22 protein-coding genes are annotated in these 25,387 nt (G+C 51.5%); 10 read left to right on the forward strand and 12 right to left on the reverse strand.

Annotated elements, in window-relative coordinates:
- Position 1 precedes the first annotated feature (1 nt).
- Positions 2 to 1,093, forward strand: coding sequence for a GerAB/ArcD/ProY family transporter (locus tag ACFQ88_RS15040; RefSeq protein WP_239627273.1), 1,092 nt, complete (start codon positions 2 to 4; stop codon positions 1,091 to 1,093).
- Positions 1,090 to 2,235, forward strand: a complete 1,146-nt coding sequence (locus ACFQ88_RS15045; protein ID WP_379454630.1) for a Ger(x)C family spore germination protein — start codon at positions 1,090 to 1,092, stop codon at positions 2,233 to 2,235. The genes ACFQ88_RS15040 and ACFQ88_RS15045 overlap by 4 nt, the downstream gene beginning before the upstream one ends.
- Here the strand turns inward: ACFQ88_RS15045 and ACFQ88_RS15050 are convergent.
- The 9 genes from ACFQ88_RS15050 to ACFQ88_RS15090 all read right to left on the reverse strand — a co-directional run bounded on the left by ACFQ88_RS15050 (position 2,228) and on the right by ACFQ88_RS15090 (position 12,284).
- Complete coding sequence (locus ACFQ88_RS15050; RefSeq protein WP_239627277.1) at positions 2,228 to 2,437, reverse strand: CLC_0170 family protein; 210 nt, start codon at positions 2,435 to 2,437, stop codon at positions 2,228 to 2,230. The genes ACFQ88_RS15045 and ACFQ88_RS15050 overlap by 8 nt on opposite strands.
- Positions 2,438 to 2,542: 105 nt before the next feature.
- Positions 2,543 to 3,517, reverse strand: coding sequence for a peptide-methionine (S)-S-oxide reductase MsrA (msrA, locus tag ACFQ88_RS15055; protein WP_379454631.1), 975 nt, complete (start codon positions 3,515 to 3,517; stop codon positions 2,543 to 2,545).
- Between the two features lie 97 nt (positions 3,518 to 3,614).
- On the reverse strand, positions 3,615 to 4,628 hold the full coding sequence (locus ACFQ88_RS15060; protein ID WP_379454632.1) for a ketoacyl-ACP synthase III: 1,014 nt from the start codon (positions 4,626 to 4,628) through the stop codon (positions 3,615 to 3,617).
- A 191-nt stretch (positions 4,629 to 4,819) separates the two neighbouring features.
- Complete coding sequence (locus tag ACFQ88_RS15065; protein WP_239627285.1) at positions 4,820 to 5,596, reverse strand: phytanoyl-CoA dioxygenase family protein; 777 nt, start codon at positions 5,594 to 5,596, stop codon at positions 4,820 to 4,822.
- 92 nt (positions 5,597 to 5,688) lie between these two features.
- Complete coding sequence (locus ACFQ88_RS15070; RefSeq protein WP_379454908.1) at positions 5,689 to 6,576, reverse strand: carbohydrate ABC transporter permease; 888 nt, start codon at positions 6,574 to 6,576, stop codon at positions 5,689 to 5,691.
- A gap of 31 nt (positions 6,577 to 6,607) precedes the next feature.
- A complete protein-coding gene (locus ACFQ88_RS15075; RefSeq protein ID WP_239627288.1) occupies positions 6,608 to 7,486 on the reverse strand; it encodes a carbohydrate ABC transporter permease in 879 nt (292 codons plus the stop codon).
- 19 nt (positions 7,487 to 7,505) lie between these two features.
- Entirely contained in the window at positions 7,506 to 8,840 is a 1,335-nt protein-coding gene (locus ACFQ88_RS15080) for an ABC transporter substrate-binding protein (protein ID WP_379454633.1), read from the reverse strand.
- Between the two features lie 77 nt (positions 8,841 to 8,917).
- Positions 8,918 to 10,501 carry a response regulator transcription factor gene (locus tag ACFQ88_RS15085; RefSeq protein WP_379454634.1) on the reverse strand — a complete coding sequence of 528 codons (1,584 nt, stop codon included), beginning with the start codon at positions 10,499 to 10,501 and terminating at the stop codon, positions 8,918 to 8,920.
- Entirely contained in the window at positions 10,479 to 12,284 is a 1,806-nt protein-coding gene (locus tag ACFQ88_RS15090; RefSeq protein ID WP_239627296.1) for a cache domain-containing sensor histidine kinase, read from the reverse strand. Before ACFQ88_RS15090 ends, ACFQ88_RS15085 begins: the two co-directional genes overlap by 23 nt.
- Before the next feature lie 181 nt (positions 12,285 to 12,465).
- Here ACFQ88_RS15090 and ACFQ88_RS15095 point away from each other — a divergent pair, with 181 nt between their 5' ends.
- From ACFQ88_RS15095 to ACFQ88_RS15105, 3 genes are all read left to right on the forward strand, one after another.
- Positions 12,466 to 13,374, forward strand: a complete 909-nt coding sequence (locus tag ACFQ88_RS15095; protein WP_239627298.1) for an AraC family transcriptional regulator — start codon at positions 12,466 to 12,468, stop codon at positions 13,372 to 13,374.
- Between the two features lie 102 nt (positions 13,375 to 13,476).
- Positions 13,477 to 14,739 carry a hypothetical protein gene (locus ACFQ88_RS15100; protein WP_379454635.1) on the forward strand — a complete coding sequence of 421 codons (1,263 nt, stop codon included), beginning with the start codon at positions 13,477 to 13,479 and terminating at the stop codon, positions 14,737 to 14,739.
- Positions 14,740 to 14,953: 214 nt separating this feature from the next.
- Positions 14,954 to 15,988: an endonuclease/exonuclease/phosphatase family protein gene (locus tag ACFQ88_RS15105; protein ID WP_379454636.1), complete on the forward strand. Its 1,035-nt coding sequence runs from the start codon at positions 14,954 to 14,956 to the stop codon at positions 15,986 to 15,988.
- Between the two features lie 165 nt (positions 15,989 to 16,153).
- On the opposite strand, the gene ACFQ88_RS15110 is transcribed toward ACFQ88_RS15105, so the two are convergent.
- Positions 16,154 to 16,657 (reverse strand): hypothetical protein, encoded by a 504-nt coding sequence (locus ACFQ88_RS15110; RefSeq protein ID WP_379454637.1) that lies wholly within the window; start codon positions 16,655 to 16,657, stop codon positions 16,154 to 16,156.
- A 174-nt stretch (positions 16,658 to 16,831) separates the two neighbouring features.
- On the opposite strand from ACFQ88_RS15110, the gene ACFQ88_RS15115 reads away from it, so the two are divergent.
- The 3 genes from ACFQ88_RS15115 to ACFQ88_RS15125 all read left to right on the forward strand — a co-directional run bounded on the left by ACFQ88_RS15115 (position 16,832) and on the right by ACFQ88_RS15125 (position 20,606).
- Positions 16,832 to 17,530 carry a response regulator transcription factor gene (locus ACFQ88_RS15115; RefSeq protein ID WP_239627309.1) on the forward strand — a complete coding sequence of 233 codons (699 nt, stop codon included), beginning with the start codon at positions 16,832 to 16,834 and terminating at the stop codon, positions 17,528 to 17,530.
- Positions 17,527 to 18,981: a sensor histidine kinase gene (locus tag ACFQ88_RS15120; protein WP_345774013.1), complete on the forward strand. Its 1,455-nt coding sequence runs from the start codon at positions 17,527 to 17,529 to the stop codon at positions 18,979 to 18,981. Before ACFQ88_RS15115 ends, ACFQ88_RS15120 begins: the two co-directional genes overlap by 4 nt.
- 476 nt (positions 18,982 to 19,457) lie before the next feature.
- Entirely contained in the window at positions 19,458 to 20,606 is a 1,149-nt protein-coding gene (locus ACFQ88_RS15125) for a TolB-like translocation protein (protein ID WP_379454638.1), read from the forward strand.
- 15 nt (positions 20,607 to 20,621) lie between these two features.
- On the opposite strand, the gene ACFQ88_RS15130 is transcribed toward ACFQ88_RS15125, so the two are convergent.
- Entirely contained in the window at positions 20,622 to 21,200 is a 579-nt protein-coding gene (locus ACFQ88_RS15130) for a helix-turn-helix domain-containing protein (protein ID WP_379454639.1), read from the reverse strand.
- A 113-nt stretch (positions 21,201 to 21,313) separates the two neighbouring features.
- Between ACFQ88_RS15130 and ACFQ88_RS15135 the strand changes: the two genes are divergently transcribed.
- Positions 21,314 to 22,561 carry a CynX/NimT family MFS transporter gene (locus ACFQ88_RS15135; RefSeq protein ID WP_379454640.1) on the forward strand — a complete coding sequence of 416 codons (1,248 nt, stop codon included), beginning with the start codon at positions 21,314 to 21,316 and terminating at the stop codon, positions 22,559 to 22,561.
- Between the two features lie 144 nt (positions 22,562 to 22,705).
- Here ACFQ88_RS15135 and thrC read toward each other — a convergent pair whose 3' ends face one another.
- Positions 22,706 to 24,097 (reverse strand): threonine synthase, encoded by a 1,392-nt coding sequence (gene thrC, locus ACFQ88_RS15140; protein WP_379454641.1) that lies wholly within the window; start codon positions 24,095 to 24,097, stop codon positions 22,706 to 22,708.
- 223 nt (positions 24,098 to 24,320) lie between these two features.
- On the opposite strand from thrC, the gene ACFQ88_RS15145 reads away from it, so the two are divergent.
- Complete coding sequence (locus ACFQ88_RS15145) at positions 24,321 to 25,079, forward strand: 3'-5' exonuclease (RefSeq protein ID WP_379454642.1); 759 nt, start codon at positions 24,321 to 24,323, stop codon at positions 25,077 to 25,079.
- Positions 25,080 to 25,387 lie beyond the last annotated feature (308 nt).

Consider the following 25,387-nt stretch of genomic DNA (forward strand, 5'->3'; position numbering starts at 1 on the left):
GATGAATATCAAGGACAAAATCACCAACGGACAGATGGGCTTTCTGCTATTTTCTATCATGGTCGGCGTCGGCATTCTGTCACTTCCGCAAGCCATTGCTACAAAATCAGGTGTCGACGGATGGATGTCTATCATCATCGGCGGCATTGCGGCTGCAGCGATCACTATCGTTATGGCCAAGCTGGGGGTGCGTTTTCCCGACAAAGGACTGACCGAATATGGACCGATCCTGCTAGGCCGTATAGGCGGAACCTTTCTATGCATCATCTTTATTGTTTATTTCCTGTGCTTTGTAAGTATTGTGGTGCGTGTTTATGCCGATGTAACCAAGCTGTTCCTGCTTGATAAGACACCGATCGAAGTGATCATCATGGTGAGCTTTCTCGTAAGCACCTACATCGTACAGCTCGGGATAAACCCTATTGCTCGGTTCAATCAGCTCGTACAGCCGGTTGCCGTAATCCTCCTGTTCATGGTGCTCATTCTCACGTTTGGCGAAGTCGATCTGGGAGAAAACCTTCCTATTCTCGGGGACGGATTCATGCCTGTGCTGCGCAGCATTCCCACTACCTTTTTCTCGTTTCTTGGCTTCGAAATGATCCTGTTCCTTCTGCCGCTCATGGATGATCAGCGCAGCGTCACGACATCGATTATCCGCGTTTTTTCTTTCGTAACGGCTCTCTATGTGATTATCGTCGTTGTTTGTGTAGGCATCCTGGGAGCTAAAGAAGTCAGCTACGTCAATTATCCGACCCTGGCCATTGCCAAAAACATTATCCTCCCGGGATCATTCGTCGAACGGCTGGAATCGGTCATGATGCTTGCATGGATTCCGTTCGCTCTGACAACGATTGTTCTTTATCATTATTGCGCCAGCTTAATAACATCCAAACTGTTGAAGCTTGAGGAGCATAGAGTCATCTCGCTGTTGTATATGCCGATTGTATTTCTGGCTGCCTTACTGCCCAAAAATGTCCTCCAAGTAGATACCTGGAGCAATACCGTAGGCATGGGCGGCATGATAATCAATTGCACCTCCCCGCTTCTGTTATGGGGGGCTTATATTTGGAAGAAACGAAGAGGCAGCCTATGAACAAATGGCCTCACTGCCTGCTGCTCCTCATACTGGTTGCTCCGCTGTTGTCAGGGTGCTGGGACCGGCTTGAAGTCGAGGAACGTATTTTCGTTCTCGCTGTCGCTATCGATAAAGCGAAGCAGGAGGGGGACAGCCTGCCGGATTATGAAGTTACCGTACAGCTTGCCGAACCGAGAGCGTTGTCAGGAAAAACTCCCTCCACGAATATGAAGCCCGTTTGGAACGTTAGTGCCACAGGCCCGTCTTTATTCGATTGTATGAGAGCTCTGACGACTAAGGTCGCCCGAGTCCCGTTTTACGAGCATCTCCAGGTAATTGTTGTCAGTGAAGAACTAGCTAAAGAGGGCCTTTCCAGGCCTATGGACCTTTTTTTGCGGGACCATGAGATGCGTCGCAAAATTGCTCTTGTCGTAACGGAAGGCCCTGCCAAAAAGGTGCTGAACATTCAACATCGACTTATTCCGGTACCCGGAATTTACTTAAGTATTCTTACGAAAGAATCACTGAGAAAAACGGCCAGGATGCCGAAGGATTCTACGGTCGGTCACTTCTCCTCTGATTTCCGTGCCGGGAGGGACACTATATTGACCCGGGTCGAGCCAAAAGGACAGTACGTGCTCATGGAAGGGGGCGCGGTAATAAAAATGGATAAATTTATCGGCTGGTTCTCCGATTTGGATGTGAGATCATACCGATGGGTGAATGGAACGGTAGAAGCGGGAAATTACGTCATTGTGAAAAAACACTCGCAGGTTACAAAAAATTATACGACGTTTGAAGTGAAGAGCATGCGCTCAATCATTAAACCGCATGTACAAAACGGCAAGCCTGCATTTACGATTTCGATCCGTACGGAAGGGCACGTCGGGGAAGACGGACTCCCGCCCGAGCCGACTAATGAAGATTTGCTCCAAATCGAGCAGCTTTTGAACGAACAGCTAAAAAAAGATGTTGAGGACATCATAAAGAAAGTGCAAAAGAAATTCGGGGTGGATATATTCGGATTCGGGGAAAAGCTGCGAAGATACGAGTATGCCTACTGGAAGAAGCATAGAGACAACTGGGACGAGATATTCCGTACGGTGGAATTTGACGTCAAGGTTGAAGCATCGATTCGCCGGATCGGCCATGTCAAATAACGAAGAAATGCGCCACAAGCACGACGCAGGATAGCAGCATGCATACATAGCCGCCATATTTGGCAAACTTGGCGTCACGCTGCAGCTTGCGGTCCTGGTAGCTGATATAATATCGAAACCTCAGATAGAGTCCTATCAATAGAAACATGGCTACTAGATAGTACGAGGAAAGCGATTCAACAAACCCTATGACAATCATCATATCAATGTATCCTCCGGCTGCAGATTCTCCTGTTCATTCTATTCTTCCCTGACAGGAGAATCTCAACCGGGTCACTAACGGGTCTCTGAAACAAAGTACGCGAACTCAGCGCCCGTCAAATAATGCGCGATAAGCACCGTAGCCTTCCTGCTCCAGCTTCTCTTTCGGAATAAACTTAAGTGCAGCGGAATTGATGCAATAGCGCAATCCTCCAGCATCCTTCGGGCCGTCCGTGAACACGTGTCCCAAGTGCGAATCCCCTTCGCGGCTGCGTACTTCCGTGCGGATCATGAAATGGCTGTAATCTGACTTTTCCTTCACATTGCCTCCGACAAGCGGCCTCGTGAAGCTCGGCCAGCCGCACCCGGAGTCGAATTTGTCCAGCGAGCTGAACAGCGGCTCTCCGGATACGATATCAACATAGATGCCTTCCTCATGATGATCCCAAAATGCGTTCCGGAACGCAGGCTCCGTCGCATTGTTCTGAGTCACCTCATACTGGATCGGGGTGAGCTGGCTTCTGCGCTTCTCCTTATCCTGAGCGGTATTCCAATGCTGCTCGATAAAAGCGTCTCTGCCGGACCCTTTCCGGTACATTTTATAGCGCAGCGGATTTTTGCTGTAGTAGTCCTGGTGATATTCTTCCGCCTCGAAAAATTCGCCTGCTGGAACGATCTGCGTAGCGATCGGCTTGTCAAAGCGCCCGCTCTGTTCGAGCGCTTGCTTCGATGCTTCCGCCTTCAAGCGCTGTTCTTCGTTATGATAAAAAATAGCGGTCCGGTAAGACTCGCCTCGGTCATGGAATTGCCCTCCGGCATCGGTCGGGTCGATCTGCTGCCAGAACGTATCCAGCAGCTTCTCATACGGGAACAGCTCCGGATCGAAGGTGATTTGCACTGCCTCGGCGTGCCCTGTTGTCTCCGAGCATACCTCTTCGTAGGTCGGGTTCGACTTATGCCCTCCGGTATAGCCGGATACGACCCGCTTAATGCCGGGAAGCTGGTCGAACGGGGTTACCATGCACCAGAAGCATCCTCCGGCGAATGTCGCCAGCTGTTCCCGATTTGTATTTGATTCCATTGCTGCTCACTCCTTCTCATTCAAGGTAACCTTGCCAAAAGCTCCTTTCTCCTATCATATCAAGAAATCGGCAAGCAACCAAATGGCCGGCTGAACTTTACCATGCTGCCGGAGCATTCACTTGCGGATCCAGCTGCAGGCGAACCAGCATTCCAGCCTGAACGAGACCGGAGCCGAAGCCATACAGCAGCGCGCGGTCGCCTGGCTTGATCTTGCCTTCCCTGATGGCGATATCAAGCGCCAAGGGAATCGTTGCCGCCGACGTATTGCCGAAATGAACAAGGCTGTACAATGCTTTCTCTAGCGGAAAGCCGCTTCGCTCGCACAGCGGTTCGATCATGCGCAGATTGGCGCTGTGAGGCACGAACCAATCGACCTGCTCGAAGCTCAGGCCTGCTTTATCGACGACCTGCTGCATTCCGTCCGGTACGGTCCTGACCACCCATTTGAACACTTCTCTTCCGTTCTGCACCAGCAATTGCTTGTCGATCAGCTCTATGCCGTTCATCTTATCGGCAATGCGAGTCTGGTAAATATGCGGTCCTCCGCTTCCATCCGTGGAGAGATGATAGGACAAAAAGCCTGATTCGTCCGGATCCCGCTCCACCAGAACGGCACCGGCTCCATCTCCGAACAGGACACAGGTGGTACGGTCGGTATAATCGGTTATTTTGGACAGCGTCTCCGCACCGAGAACGAGAACTTTGCGATGCTGCCCGGAAGCGATCAGACTATTGGCCAAGTGCAGACCATAGACGAATCCGGCGCAAGCAGCGCTTATATCGATAGCCCCCGTCGCAGGGATGCCTAACCGATGCTGCAGCAGCGACGCTGTGCTTGGAAACGGAAAATCCGGCGTGCTGGTGGCAACGATGATCATATCTACATCCGACACGGACTTGCCGTAACGGCGAGTCAAGTCGTTCACCGCCGCCGCGCACAAATCGCTTGTGTACTGCCACGGCTCGCTGATCCGCCTCTCCCGGATCCCGGTTCTCTGCACAATCCATTCGTCACTCGTATCAACCATTTTCTCAAGATCGTGATTCGTCAAACGCCGTTCAGGGACGTAGGTTCCGATGGCGGTAATCCGTGCATGATAAAGCATCATAGCGCACCAACCTTTACTATCAAGTATTAGTACCTAGTACTAATTAAAATATATACTTCACCAGCTTCCCTGTCAATCCCAGGCACACCGTTCCGTTTGGTATCGCACAGAGCATCCGGTCAAAATAAAGAAGCCAGACCCACCGGATAGATACCGGAAGGCCTGACTCTTTAATTAGCTCTTTGCTGTTATCATCCAACGATCTTAAAGTCGGGCTTCACATGATCGAAATCCTCATTATGTCCGCTTACCATAAGCCCCATTCCCCAGTCAAAATGAACATTTCGAGTCGGCTGGTCCGCTGCGTCGCGATATTGGAACAGCACATTTCTCCGAGTGTTGGCGCTGCGGTTGCAGTCGGAGCCGTGAATGGTCAAGTAGTTGAAGAACAGCACGTCTCCCGCTTCAGCCGGACAAGGCGTTCCCATAGAAAGCGGATATTGTTTATGGTCCAAATAATACGTGCCGACATGAGGGAGCTCGCCGGTCTTGTGGGAGCCGGGAATGACGCAGAGGCATCCGTTTTCCTCGTTCGCGTTATCCAGATGAACGCTTGCCGCCAGCATCGTATGCTTGGAATGAGGGAAGTAAGGATAGTCCTGATGCATCGGGAACGCCGCTCCGTTCTCCGGCGGCTTCACCAGCATTTTTGTATGATGGAGCAGCACATTCGGGCCGATCAGCCGGGTCAAAACAGCGACCATATTCGGATGAATGACCGCACGCGCGAAGGCGGCGTCATGGTAGTGAACGTCATGAAAGCCTTTCAACACAAGCTTCTTCAAATCGTCCGGGGGCAAATAGTCTCCCTGCCAGGCATGGTTCTTATCGTTCCTCGATTTCGCCGCCCGGGAAATGATGCTTTCCGTTGCCGTTCTCATTACTTCCACTTCTTCGGCATTGAACACACCTTTGACCAGCAAATACCCGTTCTCCTGATAAAAGCTTACCTGATCGGCAGTAATCATGGATCTCCCCATCCTTCTCTATTCATATTGATTGGCAAAATCACGTCATCCCATGCCTTGCCATGGCTTGACATGGCAAGGCATGCTTTTGCTTACCCTTTGATCCCCGTCAAAGTGACGCCTTCAATAATATATCTTTGACCAAGAATGTAAACGAACAGCACCGGGATTACCGCGATGGCGGACCCGGCCATCATCAGCGTCCAATCCGTAATGTACATCCCGCGGAACAAATTCAGCAGCAGCGGTACCGTAAACTGATCCGGGCTGTTCAGGAAGATGAGCGGTCCGAAGAAGCTGTTCCACATGCCGAGGAATGTGAAGATGGCCAAAGCTGCAAGCGCCGGTCGAATGAGCGGAATAATAATGCGTGAATAGATCGTCCACCGATTGGCCCCGTCCACGATAGACGCTTCCTCCAGCTCGTCGGGAATGCTTTTGATGAACTGCCTGAGCAAAAATACGCCGAACGCATCGAGTAACGATGCCGGGACAATCAAAGCCAGGTGGGTGTCCAGCCAGCCGAGCCCTTTCATCATCAAATACAACGGAATAATCGTGACTTGATGCGGCACCATCATCGTCGCCAGAAACAGGACGAATATCGGCTCGCGAAGCGGAAAGCGGATCTTCGCAAATGCGTATGCCGCCATCGAGCAAGTAATCAGCTTGATCGTTACGGATACCAAAGCGATATAGAAGCTGTTCACATAAGCGCGCCCGAACGGCAGGGCTTCCCACGAGCGTTTGTAGTTGCCCCATTCCCAAGGATCCGGAATCCATTTGGGCGGAATTAGAAATACTTGCGAAAACTGCTTAAGCGAGCTTAATACCATCCATATAAACGGACCGATCATAATGATGGCTCCTATGATTAGAACCGCATGCAGGAGCACTCTGCCTATCAGCGAAGTGCCTGTTCTGTCCGCCCTGAGCGCCGACACCGACGTATGGCTTGCCGCTCTGCTTTCAACCTTCATTTCCAAACCATTCCCTCCCTTCCCGCTGTAGTTAGCCGCCATAATGCACCCACCGCTTGGACATGTGCATCTGGAACAAAGTAAGAGCCAAAATAATCGCGAACAGAATTACGGCTGCAGCCGCACTCTTGCCGAACGTAAACTCGACGAAAGCGAGCTGGTAAATGTGATACACGATCGTATAGCTTGCCTTCGCCGGTCCGCCGCCCGTCATGACAAACGACTGATCGAACACTTGAAACGAGCCGATGATCGACATGATCGTGGCAAAGAACGTCGTGGGTGACAGAAGCGGAAGCGTAATGTGCCAAAATTGCCGGAACTTGCTCGCTCCGTCCATTTGAGCCGCCTCATAATAGGAGGAGGAAATGCCCTGCAGGCCGGCCAAGAACAGCACCATATTGCCTCCGAGCCCCCACCAGACACTGAGCATTGCAATCGACGGTATGACCAGCTTGCGGTTCGTCAGCCAATCGGGTCCCTGAATGCCGAACCATTGCTTCAAGTACACATTGATGATGCCGAATTCCGAATTAAGCAGCCACAGCCATACGATGGATACGGCTATGGAGCTTGTTACTACAGGCATGTAATAAAACAACCGGTATACAACTTTGCCCCGCACTTTATTCAAGGCTACCGCTACTAGAATCGCCAGCAAAATGCCCGTAGGCACGACCAGGATCGTATACCAGGCCGAATTCCACAGCGCGAGCTTGAAATCCGGATTTTGCAGCTGTCCGATAAAATTGTCCAGTCCGATAAATTGCTTCTCTCCGAAGCCGTCCCATTTCATCACGCTCAGAACGAAGGCGGAAACGAGCGGGATGAAGGCAAAGACGAGAAGGCCGAGCATTTGGGGCAATATAAATGTAAAGCCCCAAATGCTGTCCGAAATTCGTTTGTTCATAGCTATCAGCCCTTCCTGATCACTTGCCGGCCTTGAAATCGGCTATTTTCTGGTTCGCCTTCACGCCCAGATTTTTCATTGTTTCATCAAGCTTGCCGTCCTTCAGCCACAGCGCTTCCATCTCATCCTTGATCACTTGGCTCAACCCCGGAACGCCGGCTTCGTGCGGTGTCAGCGCATATCCGATGTTGCGTGCGTCAAGGAAATATTTGGCGTGCTCAGGCAGGTTGCCCTCCATAACGACCTGGTCGGCACCTTCTACAGACGGTACGGCGTTGCCGCCTCCTTGCAGACGGAATACTTGACCTTCCTTCGATACGAACTCGCTGATGAATTGGTACGCTTCCTTGGCATGCTTCGTATTTTTGTTCATTACCATATAAGCGGTAGCTACGCCGGCAGGCTCAATCTTCTTGCCGGTGTTGGTAGGATAAGGCACGATATCGAATTGAAGATCTTTGTTTTGTTTGAAAATCGGGAGATACCAGCGACCGGCGGATACGAAGCCGACCTGATTGGACATGAACATCGCGTCGCCGCCCTGTCCTTTAGGGAGCGTTCCGGCGAACGTAATATTTTTGGACTGCACGTTATCGTACAGGAATTTGAACGCTTCCTGCGCCTTGGCGTCCTTATCGCCGACAAACTCGCCTTTATCGTTGTACATCGTCCCGCCGTTGCTGCTCACAAAGCTGTAATACCGGCCCCAATCGTTGTCCAGTACGAAGCCGTGCTTGCCGTTGGCCCGCAATTTTTCCAGCATCGATTTAAATGAATTCCAATTCCATTGACCTTTTTCATACAGATCCGCAGGCATATCGGCGATTCCCGCATCCTTCAGCAGCTTTTTGTTGTACCACAGAATGAACGGATTACAGTCGACCGGAACTCCGTACACCTTGTCGTTTTTCTTGGCTGCGCCCCAAAGGCCTTTGAAGAAATCGCTCTCCTTGATTTTGCTGTCCGCGCTTTTATCCATGTATGGAGTCAGCTCGGCGATCGTCTGATTCTCAATCAGCTTTACGATCGTGCTGTCACCGGAATAAAAGACGTCAGGAGCCGTTCCCCCGCTTAGCTGCGTCAATATTTTTTGCTCGTAGTCACTTGGAACTGGAATTAACTCAAATTCAACGTTGGGATGCTTGGCGTTATAATCCTTCGTAAATTCCTGAAATCGGCCCAGCTCTCCGGGATTGCCCCAGGTCGACCATTTCAGCTTGATCTTTTCGCCCGGCTTGGGCGCCGCCGTTTTACCGTCTCCCTGGGTTGCACCGTTGCTGCATGCCGACATTAATGGGATTAATGAAATTACGCCAGCGAGCATTGCAAGTGAAAATTTGCCCCTCATCTTCATATCGTTCATCCCTTTCCAACAAATTGTTATGTACACGCTTACATTATAGGCTGCAGATTTTGCGAATGAAACCGCTTTTATTCCGAAAAGGTGTTGCCTATTCCGATGTTGCACGCCTTTTTCTCCCTATATTCCGCAGGGGACATTTTCATCATTTTCTTGAACAGCTTGCTGAAATATTTGACGTCGTTGAACCCGGACATTTCCGCAACCTCGTACACCTTCAGCGTTGTTGTCTGCAAGAGCGCGCTCGACCGCTTCAACCGCAGATGAATGAGATAGTCGATAAAATTTTGTCCCGTCACCTTTTTGAACATTTCGCTGAAATAATTTTTGCTCACCGAGACATGGTCGGCCACATCCTGCAGGCTGATTGCTTTCGTAAAATGCTGCTTCATGTACTCCACCGCTTTCTCGATTATTCTCCGATGGAAGCCGGATTCTTCTTCGATTTCATCCTCCGATTTCCATACTCCTTCGAAGGCGGTCCACAAGAGCGCACGCATTTCCTCAACCGACTCCATCATTCGCAGCGCCTCGGCCTGCTCCAGGGGCAGCGGCTTGTTCCATCTGCACAGCTGAAATAACGACAGCAGCTCCTGCGCTTCCCTCATCACCTCGACGGGCGTTCGATGCTCGTAAGTCCAACAGCGGACAACCTTCTCCACATATTGAGCCGCTTTGTCCTGGAACCCTTCGGTCAGCGCGTTCTTCAGCGCCGACTTCACCCATTCCATATCTTCTCCCTGCGCCTTCCGGGTAAGCAATCCCTCCCTGTAGAACCGGACGCACTCTGGCCCCATGTAAAAACGCAGCCGGGCGGTTTCCTCCCCTTCCCGGTAAGCCTGCTTCAATGAACCGCTGCCGTGAATGCGGCTGCTGACGCCCATCGTGAACGAATAGCCTTTGGCCTTCAAATGGGAATGGAAGCCGTGCAGCTTTTGCCTCGTCAACGCTTCTTCCTGATTCCGTTCGGGTATCGCCAGTATCAGCTGGTCGGCGCCGACCCGGAAGGCAATGCCCCGGTCCATCCATTCATAGAAGCCGGCCTGCACCTCGTCCAGCATAATGTCAATGAAGATCCCGCCTTCCTCAGTGCGAAGCTTGGACGCTCCGTCCAACAGGCAGACGATCATCCTGTAGCCTTCCTCAAGCCACGAGAAGTCCGATTCCAAGCCGGCAGGCAGCTCCTCGCTAACCAGCAGCTTGATCAGCGCTTTCTCCATCTCCAGCCGCTTGCCGTTCAGCTCCTGGCGCTGGTAGTGCTCCTGCTTTTTGCGCTCCTCCGTAATCTGCTCCTTCAATTTGTCCAGAACGTTCTTCAAATCGGCCGTTTCCAGCGTCGGCTTCAGCAAGTAATCGGAAGCGCCTAGGCGGATGCCTTCCCTGACATATTCGAAGTCGTTATGGCAGCTGAGCAGCACTACCTTGATGCGAGAGCAGTGCTCGCGGGCTGCGCGCATTAATTCCAGTCCATCCATAACCGGCATGGCTATATCCGTGATGAGAATGTCCACCTCGTTGCGCTCGATCCACGGCATCGCCTTTTGGCCGTTGGAGGCCTCTCCTATAAGCTGAAACCCGTTCTCCTCCCAGTCAAACGTCGTTCTTAGCCCAATACGGGCAATGGGCTCGTCATCAACCAGCAGCACTCTGTACATAAGCATCTTCCTTTCGAATGGGAATAATGAGCCGGACACTTGTGCCTTGCCCGATCTCGCTATGAACCTCGACGCCGTATCCGATCCCGAAATACAGCTGCAGTGTTTGATGCACATGAGACAATCCGATGCGCGTCATCCCGCTCGCTCTAGTGCTGCTTGAACCGTTCAGCAGGTGGGGCAGCTTAGCGCTGTCGATACCGATTCCGTCGTCCCGAATGACGATGACCGCGTCGTCCTGCTCCCGATGGACCGTAACCTCGATGCAGCCTTTCTCCTCTTTGGGTGCGATGCCGTGAAAGATCGCGTTCTCCACAATCGGCTGAAGAAGCATCCGGGGAATCGGAATGTCATTCAGCTCCGGAGGACAATGAATCGTCAGCGTGAGCTTGTTATCGTAGCGGTATTGCTGAATGATCATATATTTGTTCAATAGATCGAAATCTTCGCCCAGCTTGACGAACGAGCCGTTCCGCTCCAGGCTTCCCTCCAGCAGAGGAACTAATGCCGATATGGCGTCGGCCACGTCATCCGTACGCTGCAGCCGTGCCATCCAGCGGATCGAATTGAGCGTATTGTACAAGAAGTGCGGATTGATCTGATAGCGTAAGGCGCGGATTTCCGCCTTCTTCTTCTCGTTCTCCTCTTCGGCAATGCGGTGGATGAGAACGCCGATCTGCCGGATCATTTTGTTAAAGCTGCGCCCGAGCTGGCCGATTTCGTTCCTGCCGGCAATGTTGGCCCTAACCGTCAGATCGCCGGCTTCGCTGCGCTTCATCAGCTTGCTCAAATAGACAAGCGGCCGTCCGATTTTGTACGCAACGTAGTAGCCCATCACGACAGCGACCAGTACGGAGGCCAGCGCGATCCAAACCGTCAGATCGCGGATTACTTTCGAATCGGCAATCAGCTCCTGAATGGGTACGATGCCGGCTACCTGCCATCCGTTGCTCAAATTGTCGGGAATGACGAGCGTATCCGTCCCGTTGATTTTCACGACGCGCGTATAGGCAGGCAGCTCCAGCTCGGAGCTTTTTCCATACATGGTCATATCGGGATGATAGGCAAAGCTGTTGGTCTGATCCACGACGTAGGTGTAACCGGTTTGACCGAATTGGAGATCGGCCATCGCTTCCTTCAGCACCTTGCCCCGCACTTCAATGAACATGACGCCGAGGACTTTGCCGGTATCGACATCCTTCACCGAGCGCCCGAGCCCGAACACGGGAATCCCCATATCGGTTCCTTTCAAATACGAAATATTGGAGAGGCCGAACCAGACCGCCGCCCCATTCGCTTCAATAATTTTCCGGTACCATTCCGTCTCCCATGGATCGAGAACGCCTTGGAATCCTGAGCTGACCAAGGAATTATTTTTATTGACATCCAGTATGAAAATATCCATGATTTCGGGCGAATTCGTAATCAGCGAGATGATCTGATCTTTCGCATCGTTATTCAGCTTTACGTTCTCATACGGCGTAGGCGCATCTTTGCCCTGCAGCGCATCCTGGATCAGCTTGCTGCCGACCAGTCTCATGGAGGTGTTATCCAAGCCTTTAAAAATAAAGTTCAGCTTGTCGCTGACCTGCCGGATCGTTAACGTCGCTACGTTGCTGACCTGCTCCTCGATCAATACCGCCGATTTCTCATAGGACAAATACCCTCCGATTAGCACCGGCACGATGATGCTGACGAAAAATAATAGAAACAGCTGTACGGCTATCGAATGTAAGCGGTTATATAAACCGCCGTTTTGAGCAGCGCTCTGACTATCCCTCATTCGTACCCCCTCCATCCTCGTATTAAATCTCTATTCGGTAAACGCCTATTATTTCCTTCTGTCCTGCGTTAGGAACCCAGTACTTCCTTTTCCAGGAAAATACGTGATTGCTTCCTCCGCCACCTATCTGCTATGGTGAAATTACATCCAATTTCAAATGATAGGGAGAGCTGCCGACTCCATGTATGATCATTCTTCGTCGGAATCCGCGCGCCGTTATCCGGCGCCTCATATCGTTACTGCCGGTGATTTCACCGTCAAAGCCGGGTGGACACTCGGCCCCAGGAAGCTGCACGATTATGAGCTCGTTTATTTTCCCATCGGCTCCGCTACGCAATACAAGGTGGCAGATACGCTCTATGTGCTGGACGAACCCTGCTTCATCCTGACCCGTCCGTCGGAGGAGCATACGTACTTATTCGATCCCTCCCATCCTACAAGGCATTTGTTCATTCATTTCATGACAGATTCGTTGACGGGCTGCCACGACCTCACTCCGCTCCTGTCTCCTGGAGGCTTATCCTGGCTGCGCGCCGGTCATACTTCGCTCGTTCCATCGCTGTTCAAGCAATTGCTCCATCTGGCCGCCTATAAGCCGTTTCATTGGGAGCAGCGGGGGAATCTTCTCCTCTATACTATCCTGGCAGAAATAGAAGGGCTGGCCGCTACCGAACCGGATCCGCTGTCTGGCCGGAACTTGCCGATGCAAGTAACGAAAGCGCTTCAATATATCGACAAGCATCTTCCGCTTCCCCTATCCATCGCCCAAATAGCCGATCATGTAGGATGGACTCACGAGCATTTTACCCGCGTTTTCGTTCAGCATATGGGGATTACGCCGCAAAAAGCCATCTCTCACCGCCGCATCGAGCGGGCCTGCCAGCTGCTGCTGCAGACGGCCTCTTCCATCAAACAGATTGCCTACGAGGTCGGCTTCCGGGACGAGCATTATTTCTCGCGCTGCTTCATCCAGGTCAAAGGAGTGACCGCTTCGGAGTACCGCGATCGCTACGAAGATCCGAGAGTCCGGCATCTGGCTCCGGTGGAGGATTATCAGGGAGCCTACCCGTTAAACCGGATTATCAAATAAATCCACCAACGCTGCGGTTCGCTTTATTGCTGCCCGACTTCTGCATTTGCCATAATAAATACAAGCGGTTCCATTCACTGTTCCTTTGAGGGGGAGTTCTCCATGTTAAGTTATGCAGGAATTCAAAATCCTTATGCTCTGGGCAAGTACAGCGTGGAAAAAAATGCGAAGGTCATGCAGCGCTACCGGTTCATTCACGAGAGCCTGCTCCGGATTGCCGCAGGTCATTTGCCCGCGCGTGAAGACTGGGATATCAAAGTTGCACTCGGCAAGCATCTGTACGAGGACGCAGAGGCCGCCGACCGGCTGCGAGCGCGGATTACGGAGCTGCGGACGTCCTCCGCCGTTCTGAACCAGGAGCCGGATGCAGCGTTGTCCTTGCTGATGGACGAACTGATTCATGCGCGCAACGATCTGGAGCTCATGGTCGGCATCTACGGCGTCATCAAGCCGGCTCTGCTGGATGCCTACCGCAGCCACACGGCGACGACCCAGCAAATTGTCGATCAGCCGACGATTCGCATGCTGCGGTCGATGATCCTCGATTTGGAGGATCAATTGAGCTGGGGAGAGCAGATGATTGTGAGCCTTCAGCAATCAGGCATCTATGGGGACAACGGCGACCAGTTCAAGGCCGGTATCGCCTCGCTCCTGGCTGCGGCCGGCGGCATCGACGGGCAGCAGCCCAAGACGGCTGTACTGCCGCACCGGATCCGCTCCCATGAGCCATACCGGATCCCATTGAAATCGGTGCGCGATCCTCGCAAGATGGGGCCGGTTACGTGGGCTCGGACCAGCGTGCTTAACCCGCCAGAGGATCCGGTACAGCGCAGCCTATTGGCCAAAATGCGCGTCAGACAGGAAGAAATGACCGCGGCCGAGCTGATTGCAGCCGTTCTCTTCTCGCAGAAAAACATGCCGTGGGAATTTTACCGCGATCTGGCCCGCCATCTGTGGGATGAAGTGCGTCATGCCTTGTTCGGCCAGGCGGCGCTGGAAAGCGAAGGCATCGACTGGATGAGCCGGCCGCAATACACGTCGGATTACGATGTTAACGCGCCGAAAATTCCCGGAGCACAGTACGCATGGCTTGCGATCGGCATCGAGGAAGGTGCGATGAAGCGTCCGGGCAAAGCTGGGGAATTCGAATTTTGCCGGGATGAGGCAAAGCACCCGCTGATGACCCAGTTTCAGGATTACGACTGGGCCGATGAAGTGGTGCACGCCAATCTCGGAAGGAAATGGTCGCCGGATTTGATCGGCGAGGATATCAGCTTCGTCCGGGAAATCGCCAAGAACGAGCTGGATCACTTCTGGACGGAAGTGCGCCGGGCTCAAGCGCAGTGGAACGAAGGCGCAAGCTGACTAAAGAACCCGCCATCCCTATTACGGATGGCGGGTTTTATTATCGAGAAACTCGGTTTATCCGTATCCGTCTTAGTAGTTGAGTATGGGATTTGCCTATTTTTTTTTTATAAATAGATTCCAGTCTAGTCCATATTTAGTTATCTGTCCGACCTCCCCCATAGTCTCTAAGCATAGGATGAGATGTGCTAAAATCATGGGAGGTGTTTGGCTGATGGGACGTCTGGCTATAAAAGCAAGGCGCTTTAAAAAGAAAATGAATATCGTTTGTAAAAAGAAGAAATCGAGGTCGAAGCTAACCATCATGACATGGAACATCTATTTTGGAGCTGAATTATCGATTGCAGTAGGAAGCACTCCTGAGGAACTACCGCAACGCGTTACTGAGATCTTTAGACAGTTTCAAGCAACCAATTTCCCCGTGCGAGCAAGGGCTATTGCCGATCAAATTGCTAGAAAAAAACCAGATATAATAGGTCTTCAAGAAGCAGCAATATGGCAACTTTTGGTACCTCAAAATTCTAAAGCAGCAGTAACATATGATTTTGTCTCGATCCTTCTCAAAGAGTTAGAAAAAAGAGGATTACATTATCAGGCTTTAGCCATTGTAGACACTACGGATCTTACGTTACCTAGTAGTAGCGGCTTCAACGTTCGATTTTTAGATCGAGACGTGATTTTGGTGCGAAAAAATTCAGGACTTAAGTTCTCAAATATACAAACAAAGAATTTTGAAGCTTTTCTTCCCGTTCCAGTTGGCGGAAATGTTGAAAGACTCCTTTTTGGTTGGGCGTCTGTTGATGTCAAAATATGCGGGAAGAAATTTAGACTTGTAAATACTCATTTACAACCCGTTACACCTTTAATTCCCGAGACACTTCAAATACAACTCGCTCAAGCCAATGAACTTTTACAGGGCCCCGGAGCTACTGAACTTCCTTTAGTGTTCATAGGAGATTTCAACTCAAATACTGACGGCAATGGCCCAACTTACAACTTGTTAGTTAATTCCGGATTTAAAGATACATGGACTATCGCAGGAAAAGGCGCTGGATTAACATGCTGCCAGGATGCTGATGTATTGAATTTGATTTCGCAGCTTTTTGTCAGAATAGACTTAATTCTCTTTCGAGGCGATTTCAAAGTTAAGAAAGTGGAGGTTATTGGAGAGGATCAAAAGGATCGTACACCAACGGCACTATGGCCTTCTGATCATGCAGGAGTTGTAGGCACTCTTACTTTAAAATAACACGTAACTCAGCCCTCATCTTCTAACAAAGTGGGGGCTATTTGATTCAATTCACAGGTTTCTCGACAAGCTCACCCGCTATCCCTATTACGGATGGCGGGTTTTTCGTTCTTGCTCCCCTTGAGGCGCGTTCATACTTGTTCATATTTTTTTAATATACCGGTCTCAGATTTCACATAGAACGATCATGTTTTTATTGTACATTGTTGATGTGCCCGACAGAGCCCAAGCGGCTGCGGCATAATGAGATTCCGAAGAGTGAAAGGAGACTAGAAACATGAAAAAAACTTTGACGTGGGCTTTAGGCGTAATGCTAGTTTTTGCTTTAGTTACGGGGTGTTCAAGCGGGGCTGAAGATAGCGGTAGCACCGGCTCCAAGGATTCCAGCGTACCGACCACAAGTACGCCGAAGGGATCGGATTCGTCAGGCTCCTCCTCGACGACACCGGGCGGAAGCGGCAGCTCTTCCGGCAGCGGATCGAGCTCAAGCGGAAGCAAGTCGTCCAGTACCGGCTCCGATAGCTCTACCAGCGGCTCCACGAGCGGTTCTACAGGAAGCAGCAGCTCCAGCTCGACAGGAAGCAAATCGACGGATTCCAGCTCCGGCAGCAGCTCTACAGGCGGCTCCACAAGCGGTTCTACAGGTGGCTCTACAAGCGGTTCGACCACCAAACCATAATCGTTGATTCAACCCATTCCAATAGGCCTTTCTCCGATCGGAGAAGGGCCATTTTCCTGTTTGCCCCCGCAAAACCATGCTCTTGCTCCGAAATGTATAGGTACACCTGATGCAGGGCACGTTATGCCCAAATTCTATACCAAAAACATACAAAGGATGGACTTATGAACCCTTGGAAAGTATTGGTTGTAGATGATGACCCTAACGTTCGCGAAATCATTCGCTTATATTTCGAAAAGCAGCATATCGATATGCTGGAAGCCCAGGACAGTATGACCGCTCTGGAACTGCTCGAAAAAGAATCGCCCGATATCATTATTCTCGATGTCATGATGCCCGTTATGGACGGCTATGAAGCTTGCCGGGAAATTAGAAAACGGTCCGATACCCCTATCATTATGCTGACGGCCAAGGGCGAGGAGTTCGACCGTGTGCTAGGTCTTGAGCTCGGAGCCGACGATTATGTGACGAAGCCGTTCAGCCCGCGGGAGCTTATCGCCAGAATCAAAGCGATCTTCAGGCGGATGCAGCCGAGAAAGCCGAGCGAGGAAGCTGAGGCTCCCGTATCGTACGACTTCGAGGGCTTGTCGATCCATATGGACCGCCGTGAAGTCATTGCCGGCGAAGAGAAGGTTACGCTCCGGCCGAAGGAATTCGATCTGCTGGCGCATATGGCCAAGTCGCCGGGCAGCGTATTTAGCCGGGAGCAGCTGCTCGAGCAAGTATGGGGCTATGATTATATCGGCGATATTCGTACGGTTGACGTTCACGTGAAAAAGCTCCGCGAGAAGCTGAATCCTCATAAAAGCGACTGCATCCAAACCGTGTGGGGCATCGGCTACAAATTTGTGGTGGACCCATGATTCTCGGCATTAATAAAAGCATTTTCCGCCGCATTTTGTTCAGCTCCATGCTGACGGTTCTGTTAGGCCTGTGCGTCGTTGGGCTGCTCATCTCTTTGTTGACGAAAAGCTACATTATCGATTCAAAAAAAGAAGAGCTGCTGCGCAAAGCAAAACGGGTCAACCTGGCGGTGCAGAACGCGACTGTCCTGGACGACAGCGTCAAAGATTTGCTGATCTTTTTTGACCAGTCCTATGAAACTAGAATCTGGATCTTCGATCTCCAAGGCAAAATTGTCGCCACTTCCTCCAAGGACGAGGTGTATATCGGCAAATCCGTCGACGCTTCCATCGTCAAAAAAGTGAAAAACGGCGAAAATACCATTCTGAACATGGAATTCGAGGGCATGAAGGAATCGATGCTGTCCGTCGTTGTCCCGTGGGGCAAAGATAATCAAGTATTCGGCGGAATCGTTCTGCACTCTCCAGTGACAGGGATGAATGAGACGATAACGAACCTGCGGGAGACGATCCTGTGGGGCACCTTATTCGGCCTCCTCCTCTCTGCCGTCATTGCCTCGTACTTATCATGGACGATTTCTCAGCCGCTGCAAAAAATAGACCGGGTCGCCGCAAAAATCGGCATGGGCGATTATAGCGAACGAATCCGGATCCAGTCCAAGGACGAAATCGGCGATCTGGCCGGCACGATCAACCATATGGTCGAGAAGCTGGAGATCGTCGATCAGGAGAAAAAGAAGCTGGAGCAAATCCGCCAGGATTTCCTGGCCAATGTGTCGCATGAGCTGAGGACTCCGCTGACAGCGATGCAAGGCTTTCTCGAGGCGTTGCAGGACGGGTTGATCGACGAATCCGCCAAGCCCCGCTACTATGGCATTATTTATAACGAGACGCTTCATATGAACCGGCTGGTCGATGACATTATGGATCTCATTAAGCTGGAAAACAACGAGATCATCTTGTCTCGCTCTCCTGTCGATGTCAAATCGCTACTGACCCAGATCGCTTTTAAATTCGAGCCGGAAGCGTCGGCCAAAGGCACGTCTATCGGCCTGCAAATCAGCACCGAACTGCCCAAAGCGTACGCCGATTTGAGCCGCCTGGAGCAAATAGCGAACAATCTTATCAAAAATGCAATCAAGTTCACGGAGAATGGAAGCATTGTGATCCGCGCCTTTTATGAGGAGCCGTACATCCGAATCGTTTTCTCCGATACGGGGATCGGCATATCCCCCGATGATCTGGAAATGATCTGGGAGCGATTCTTCAAGGTGGACCGCGGCCGCTCCAAAAAAAATCAAGGCACTGGGCTCGGCCTCGCCATTGTAAGGGAGCTGGTCATGCTGCACGAAGGCAAGATCGAGGTTCAAAGCGAGATCGATAAAGGCACTACGTTCAACGTTTGGATTCCTGGCGTTGAAATGGTGCAGGACAAAAACCTGACCGGTTGACGGCCAGGTTTTTGTTTGTTGAGAAACTCGGAGGAGATTGAAAATGTGTACGGTACCCAGATGGGTATCTCCTTCCGGCCGCTGTTGTTATCGGGACATTTTATTTATTCATCGCACCCGGCTGTTATTTCCCGATAACAAAGGCGGTCACGCAAGCGTTCCTCCAGAAGACACCCACCTTCCCCCTCTTACATTTTCTAAATAGCCATGCTGCTCAACAACCCGAACCTGACCGAAAACGGTCGAATGATAAGCCCATCAACAGAGCACATTATCATTATCCAATCCACCATTCACCATGAAAAGGAACATTAACCATGAGACTACCGCTTCAACTATTTCAATCGACTGCAATAGGGAGAACTCTCCTGATCGCCCTACTCATATCGGCCGCTATATGGGGAAACGTCACGCAGGTGCAGGCTGCTCCCGACAGCCTGCTTAAAGCCGCTTTCGTTAGGGGAGGCCATGTATGGGTGAAACAGCATACAGGCGAAGAAAAGCAGTTGACGAAAGACGGCGAAGCCTCCTACCCGGTCTGGTCCTATGACGGAACGTGGCTTGCCTATTTCAAATCAAAGGACGGAGAATCAAGAGAGCTGTGGCTGTACGAAACAAAGTCAGACCGTCACGTCAAGGTATATGAAGGCGGCGCAGGTAATGTGCAGTGGTCGCCGAACCGCAATATCGCGGCCTTTCTCGATGATGGCGTTTTGAACAAGACCGATACGGCCAATTTGGCTGAGAAACCGTTTGAGAACGAAGCATTCGGCATCGGCAATTACTCCTGGCTGCCCGACGGCACAGGATATCTCGCCTCTACTACGGCGAAGCGGCTGCCGGACGGCTGGACCAGCCCTATCCTGTACAAAATTCCTCTTGGGGCGGGCACGGACGAGTCCAAAATGCACCGCTTCTTCACTCTTCCTTCCGAGCTGAAGCATGGCGGCGTCACGGTCCTGTCCATCGGGACCACGACGTTCAAATGGTCCGCCGACGGCAAGTGGATCGCCTTCGTCGTTCACCCTACGGCATCCTGGTCCGCCGACAGCGACATGCTGTGCTTGCTGTCTTCGAACGGCAAAACGTTCAAAACTTTGGACGAAATGCTGGCCAATTCCAGCTGGTTTCAATGGGCACCCCGAACGAGCAAGCTCGCTTATATTCAAGGCGGACTCCGAATGGCTTTGGAGAACAAGCACTTGAAGGTCAAAGAGCTCCCTGCTTTTCGGCCCCCGCAGCTGACACCTCCCGGATACGCGGACGGGAATTTCACCTGGCAGAACGACGATTCGCTCGTCGTGCAACGATCCAAAGAAAGCTCCTGGTCCCAAGAGCCGTCCGAACGGCCGCTTCCTGTGCTTGTCCAAGTCCGGGTCCGCTCTTCCGAGCAGAAGCAGATCTCCTCTCCGCCTGGAGGATTCGGCGATTATTCTCCCTGGTACGGCCCTTCATCGGAAAAGCTCGGCTGGGTGCGCTCGGACAGGACGAAAGCGAGCGTCATGCTGGGACTGCCCGACGGATCGCAGGCCTCCGTATGGGTTGATTCTATCGATAGAGGGAGCAACTATTACGAGCAATGGGATTGGCGCAGCGTATTAAGCTGGTATGAAGGACACCGGTAGTGGCAGCGGCCGCCCTTATGGCTGCCGCTCCAAAGATATTTGCAGGACGGCAACCTCATCCGTATCGTTATTGTAGGAGTGCTTGTGATCCCCGCGGAACCGTACCGCGTCAAAGGCCTTAAGCTCATAAGGCTTATCGCATACTATGACGCGGACGGAACCGGATAATACCGTGACCGTCTCCGTTAAGCCTGTCGGATGATACTCGGAGGAATATTCGCTGTGCGGATCGAGATACGCCCGGTATATTTCTACCGTACCATTGGCCGATTCGGCGAACATAGGCTCTATCTTCCACGGTCCGTCCGTCAATTGAATTCCCTCTCCGGATCTGGACACCAATACCCCGCTTTCCTCTGCAAACAGAGATGACAATGGAACCCCAAGCCCGTCCGTCATTCTCCATATAACGCACAAGCTCGGGTTCGATTCTCCCCGTTCGATTTTACCCAAAGTCAGCTTGCTTACCCCGGTACGATCCGCAAGCTCGTCTAAGCTCAGCTTCCGCTCTTTGCGAAGCTGCCTGAGCGCCGATCCGATACTTCTTACCATCTGCAGCATTTCTTGCGGTTCCGATTGCTTTGTAGTATCCATAATGCCGCCCCCCTAATAAATTATAGTTTACTTTTTATATTCATAAGTATATTATAGTTTACTAATAGAAGCAATCTTGGTTTCGGCTTCACACTTGGAAGGAGTGAATCACTATGAAAATAACTACAGAGCCATCGCTCATGGACGATGCGAAGGATGCCGCATCGCTTCGTTCAAGCCGATTGCTGCTCATGGCCGGAGTCGTGCTCATCGCCGCCAATCTGAGAGCGTCGATCACGGTAGTCGGCCCCTTAGCGGCATCCATCCGGAATGATACCGGTTTATCCAATGTCATGACAAGCCTGCTTACCGCACTTCCGCTAATAGCATTTGCGCTTATTTCCCCGTTGGCTCCTGCGCTGTCCCGCCGGTTCGGAACGGAAAGAACGCTGCTCGGCGGTCTGATCGCCCTCGCCGCCGGCATTGTGCTCCGCTCCGTCCCTTCTGCCGCGGCGTTATATGCCGGCACGGCGATTCTTGGCGCAGCCATTGCTGTAAGTAACGTCATGCTGCCCGCCTTGATCAAGCGCGACTTCGCTCACCAGGTCGGGCTTATGACCGGCCTCTATACCGTCTCCATGAGCGGCTTGGCCGGGCTTGCCTCGGGGATCAGCGTGCCGATGGCCGAGGGGCTCGGCCTCGGCTGGCGCGGCTCCCTCGGCTGCTGGGCACTGCTCGCCGCCGCGGGCATTGCGGTATGGCTGCCGCAGCTGCGCGGCGCCAAACCATCGCTCTCGGCGCCGGCGCCTGCCAAGGCTTCCGGGAGTCTGTGGCGCTCGCCGCTTGCATGGCAAGTGACGCTGTTCATGGGGCTGCAATCGCTCGCGTTCTACGTGACGATTGCATGGCTGCCGGCCATCCTGCATGACAGAGGCATGAGCGCGGCGGCCGCCGGGTGGATGCTGTCGCTCATGCAGTTCGTCAGCTTGCCCGCTTCGTTCATCGTGCCGGTGCTGGCGGGCCGCACGGCAAGCCAACGCGGGCTCGTCGCCTTTACTGCCGCCGCATCCCTGATCGGGTACGGAGGGCTGCTGCTCTTCCCTGCCGCTGCGATGGTGCCGGTATGGATCGTCTTTATCGGCCTCGGCCTAGGCGCGAGCATCAGCCTGGCGCTTGCATTCTTCGCCCTGCGCTCATCTAGCGCTCCGCAAGCCGCGGCGCTGTCGGGCATGGCCCAATCGTTCGGCTACCTGCTCGCCGCCCTCGGGCCGATTTTGTTCGGCTGGCTTCACGATCTGACCGGCGGCTGGACCGGTCCATTGTTCGTGCTGATCGCCGTTATCGTTTTGTTTTTCATCGTCGGTCTCGGAGCCGGCCGCAACACGCAGCTAAGCTCATCGTCCGAGCAGTCGCAGCAGTAAGCAAACAAGCCCTTTGTTCCTCCTGCCCGAAGGAACAAGGGCTTCTTTTTCCTCCAGCAAAGCTCAGTACAGCTTTTTACATGGGAATGCCCAGCTGCCAAAGCACAAAAAAATCGCCCCCTGCGCCAAGGAGCGATTTCTTGTTTATGCGAAAAATTGTTCCAGCTGCTGCACGAGAACCTGCTTATCGTTATCGATAACCGTCTGAAATTGCTGCTTATCGAACAATTGAGTAATTTCCGCAGGGAACTGCTGCTTAATATCGACCAATGCGATCGACTCGTTGAATTTGGCCGGATGAGCCGTCGCGAACACGACGCAAATTTCGTCTTTGCCGCTGTGTGTTTCATAAGCAGCGACGCCGCAAGCCGTATGCGGATCGAACAAATAGCCGTAATCTTTATCGTATTTGCTGATAACATCCAAGCATTGTTGGCCTTGAACGCCTTCAGAGACGAAGTCTTGAGCGACCTTCGCAAGATCCTCCGGACCGAATTCGATCTTGCCTTCGGTGCGGAACCGGTTCATGATTTCAGCCACTTTATCCGCATTCTTGTTATTCAGATAATACAAGTATCTCTCGAAGTTGCTCGCAATCTGAATATCCATCGACGGGCTGTAGGTGCTGTGGAAATCGCCCGGCATATAAATGCCTTCCTTGACGAACCGCTCCAAGATGTTGTTCTCGTTCGTAGCCAAGATGAGCTTGCCGATAGGAAGACCCATTTGTTTGGCTAAATAGCCGGAGAAAATGTTGCCGAAGTTGCCTGTCGGCACGCTGAAATTGATTTTGCCTACATTTTGCTTTTTCGCAATTTGGAAGTAAGCATAGAAATAATAAACGGTTTGGGATAAAATCCGTACGAAATTGATCGAGTTGATCGCTCTCAAATGATATTGCTGCTTAAACTCAATATCCGCGAACAGCTCCTTGATCGCTTGCTGACAGTCGTCGAAGTTGCCTTTGACGGACAAATTCAGCACGTTGTCGTCCTGCACCGTTGTCATTTGCAGCTCTTGAACCTTGCTGACCTTTTGGTGCGGATGCAAAATACAAATGCGGATGCCTTCCTTGCCCCGAACGCCTTGAATTGCCGCTGCGCCCGTATCGCCGGAGGTTGCCCCAAGAATATTAATTATTTCATTGCGTCGCGTCGCTACATAGGAATACAAGTTACCCATGAACTGCAGCGCCACATCTTTAAAGGCAAATGTCGGTCCGTGGAACAGCTCGAGGACGTACAGCTGCTCGTTAATTTGCTTTAACGGAGTAACAGCCGGATCCCGGAAGGTGGAATAGCTGTCATAGACCAGCTTTTTCAAATCCTCATATGGAATCTCGTCGTTCGTATAATACGAGAATATTTCAAGCATCAAATCCTGATAGGACAGGCTTTGCCATTCCTTCAGCTTATCCTCCGAGATCTGAGGAATTTCACTCGGGATCACAAGACCTCCGTCGTTAGCCAGCCCCATCAAAAACGCATCGATGAATCCACATTTCTCTACCTTGCCTCGCGTGCTAATATAGTCCATACTAATCCCCTTCGCGTACAATAATTCACTCTATTATAGCAAAAACTTGTCGCTTAATGAAGAAAAATGGTACAAACACTTTTGTATTGCAGCGAAAATCCGCCCCGAATGGATCAGCGAACGATTTCCGCCGCCAAAATTAGAAGAAATCTCACCGGATGGTAACAAAAACATCATAACGGATCGGCATAAACATGGTATGCTTGTACAAGGAGGTGAACGAATGAATTACATTGTCATCGATCTGGAGTTTAACGGCCGGAAGCATTACGACATTTACCCGATGGAAATTATCGAGATCGGCGCCGTGAAGCTGGACGAGCAGCTGGAAGTCGTAGACACGTTTCAGAGCTACATTAAACCGAACTTTTATATTAATAGATTCGCTCTGCAATTTTGCGGCATCAGCAAGGAAACGCTGCAGCAAAGCAATTCTTTTTCAGAAGTAATGGAAGAATTCCGGGCTTTTTGCGGCGAGGAGTACAAGCTTCTGGCTTGGGGCGGAGGCGACTTTTTCCACCTGTTCCTGGATTGCAAGGTCAACCAGCAAAACAATGAATGGCTCGTCAATATGCTGGATGTGACGGCATTTTTCGAAGGCGGCCTTCAGCAGGCTTTGGCCGATCATCAGCTGGAACCGGTCGGACAGCATCATTCGGCATTGGACGATGCTTTGAACACGGCAAGATTGCTTCGCTTGAAACCGGAAATCGCCGCTTCTACCGCTTATTTTATACCGAATCAGTTCAAGTTATGTACCGGCGGCATTAAAAAGTGGATTACGCTATCGCTGGATCAAGCTATTGAAAAAGAGGAACTACTGACTTGGAAGCAGTTTGCCGACGACGATAAAGTCCGTACTTATTTCAGAATCATGAGACTGGTTCCGGAAGAAAAAGAGATGGTAAAGGAACTGTTCAACAAATTTTATCATGCCAAATACGGAAGAAAAGCAAGAAAAACACAGCAGCAGCTCGCGTAAGCTCTCATCATACCGTCCGGCCCGAGTATTGCCCCGGCTAAACAAAGGCAATGTCAAAAACCGTCCTGGATCAAGGACGGTTTTGCCATGTTTATAAGCACTTACACGTTATATTCCGGATTGGGGTACCGAAAAGCCGCTCCCCGACCTTCGGTTTCGGCTCGCACGTATCGAGGAAGAAGTTTACTTTTGCACACTATTTTACATATGGAGTCTCTCTTCCATGATCGCAAGTGTCATAGCGCCGGAAACATGTATAGAAAGGAAGGACAAGGAAATAATTAGGGTAAACTCGCAGCCTGGATGTG

Origin of the sequence: Paenibacillus sp. NPDC056579 (genome assembly GCF_042793215.1) — a bacterium.
Taxonomy (GTDB): Bacteria; Bacillota; Bacilli; order Paenibacillales; family NBRC-103111; genus Paenibacillus_S.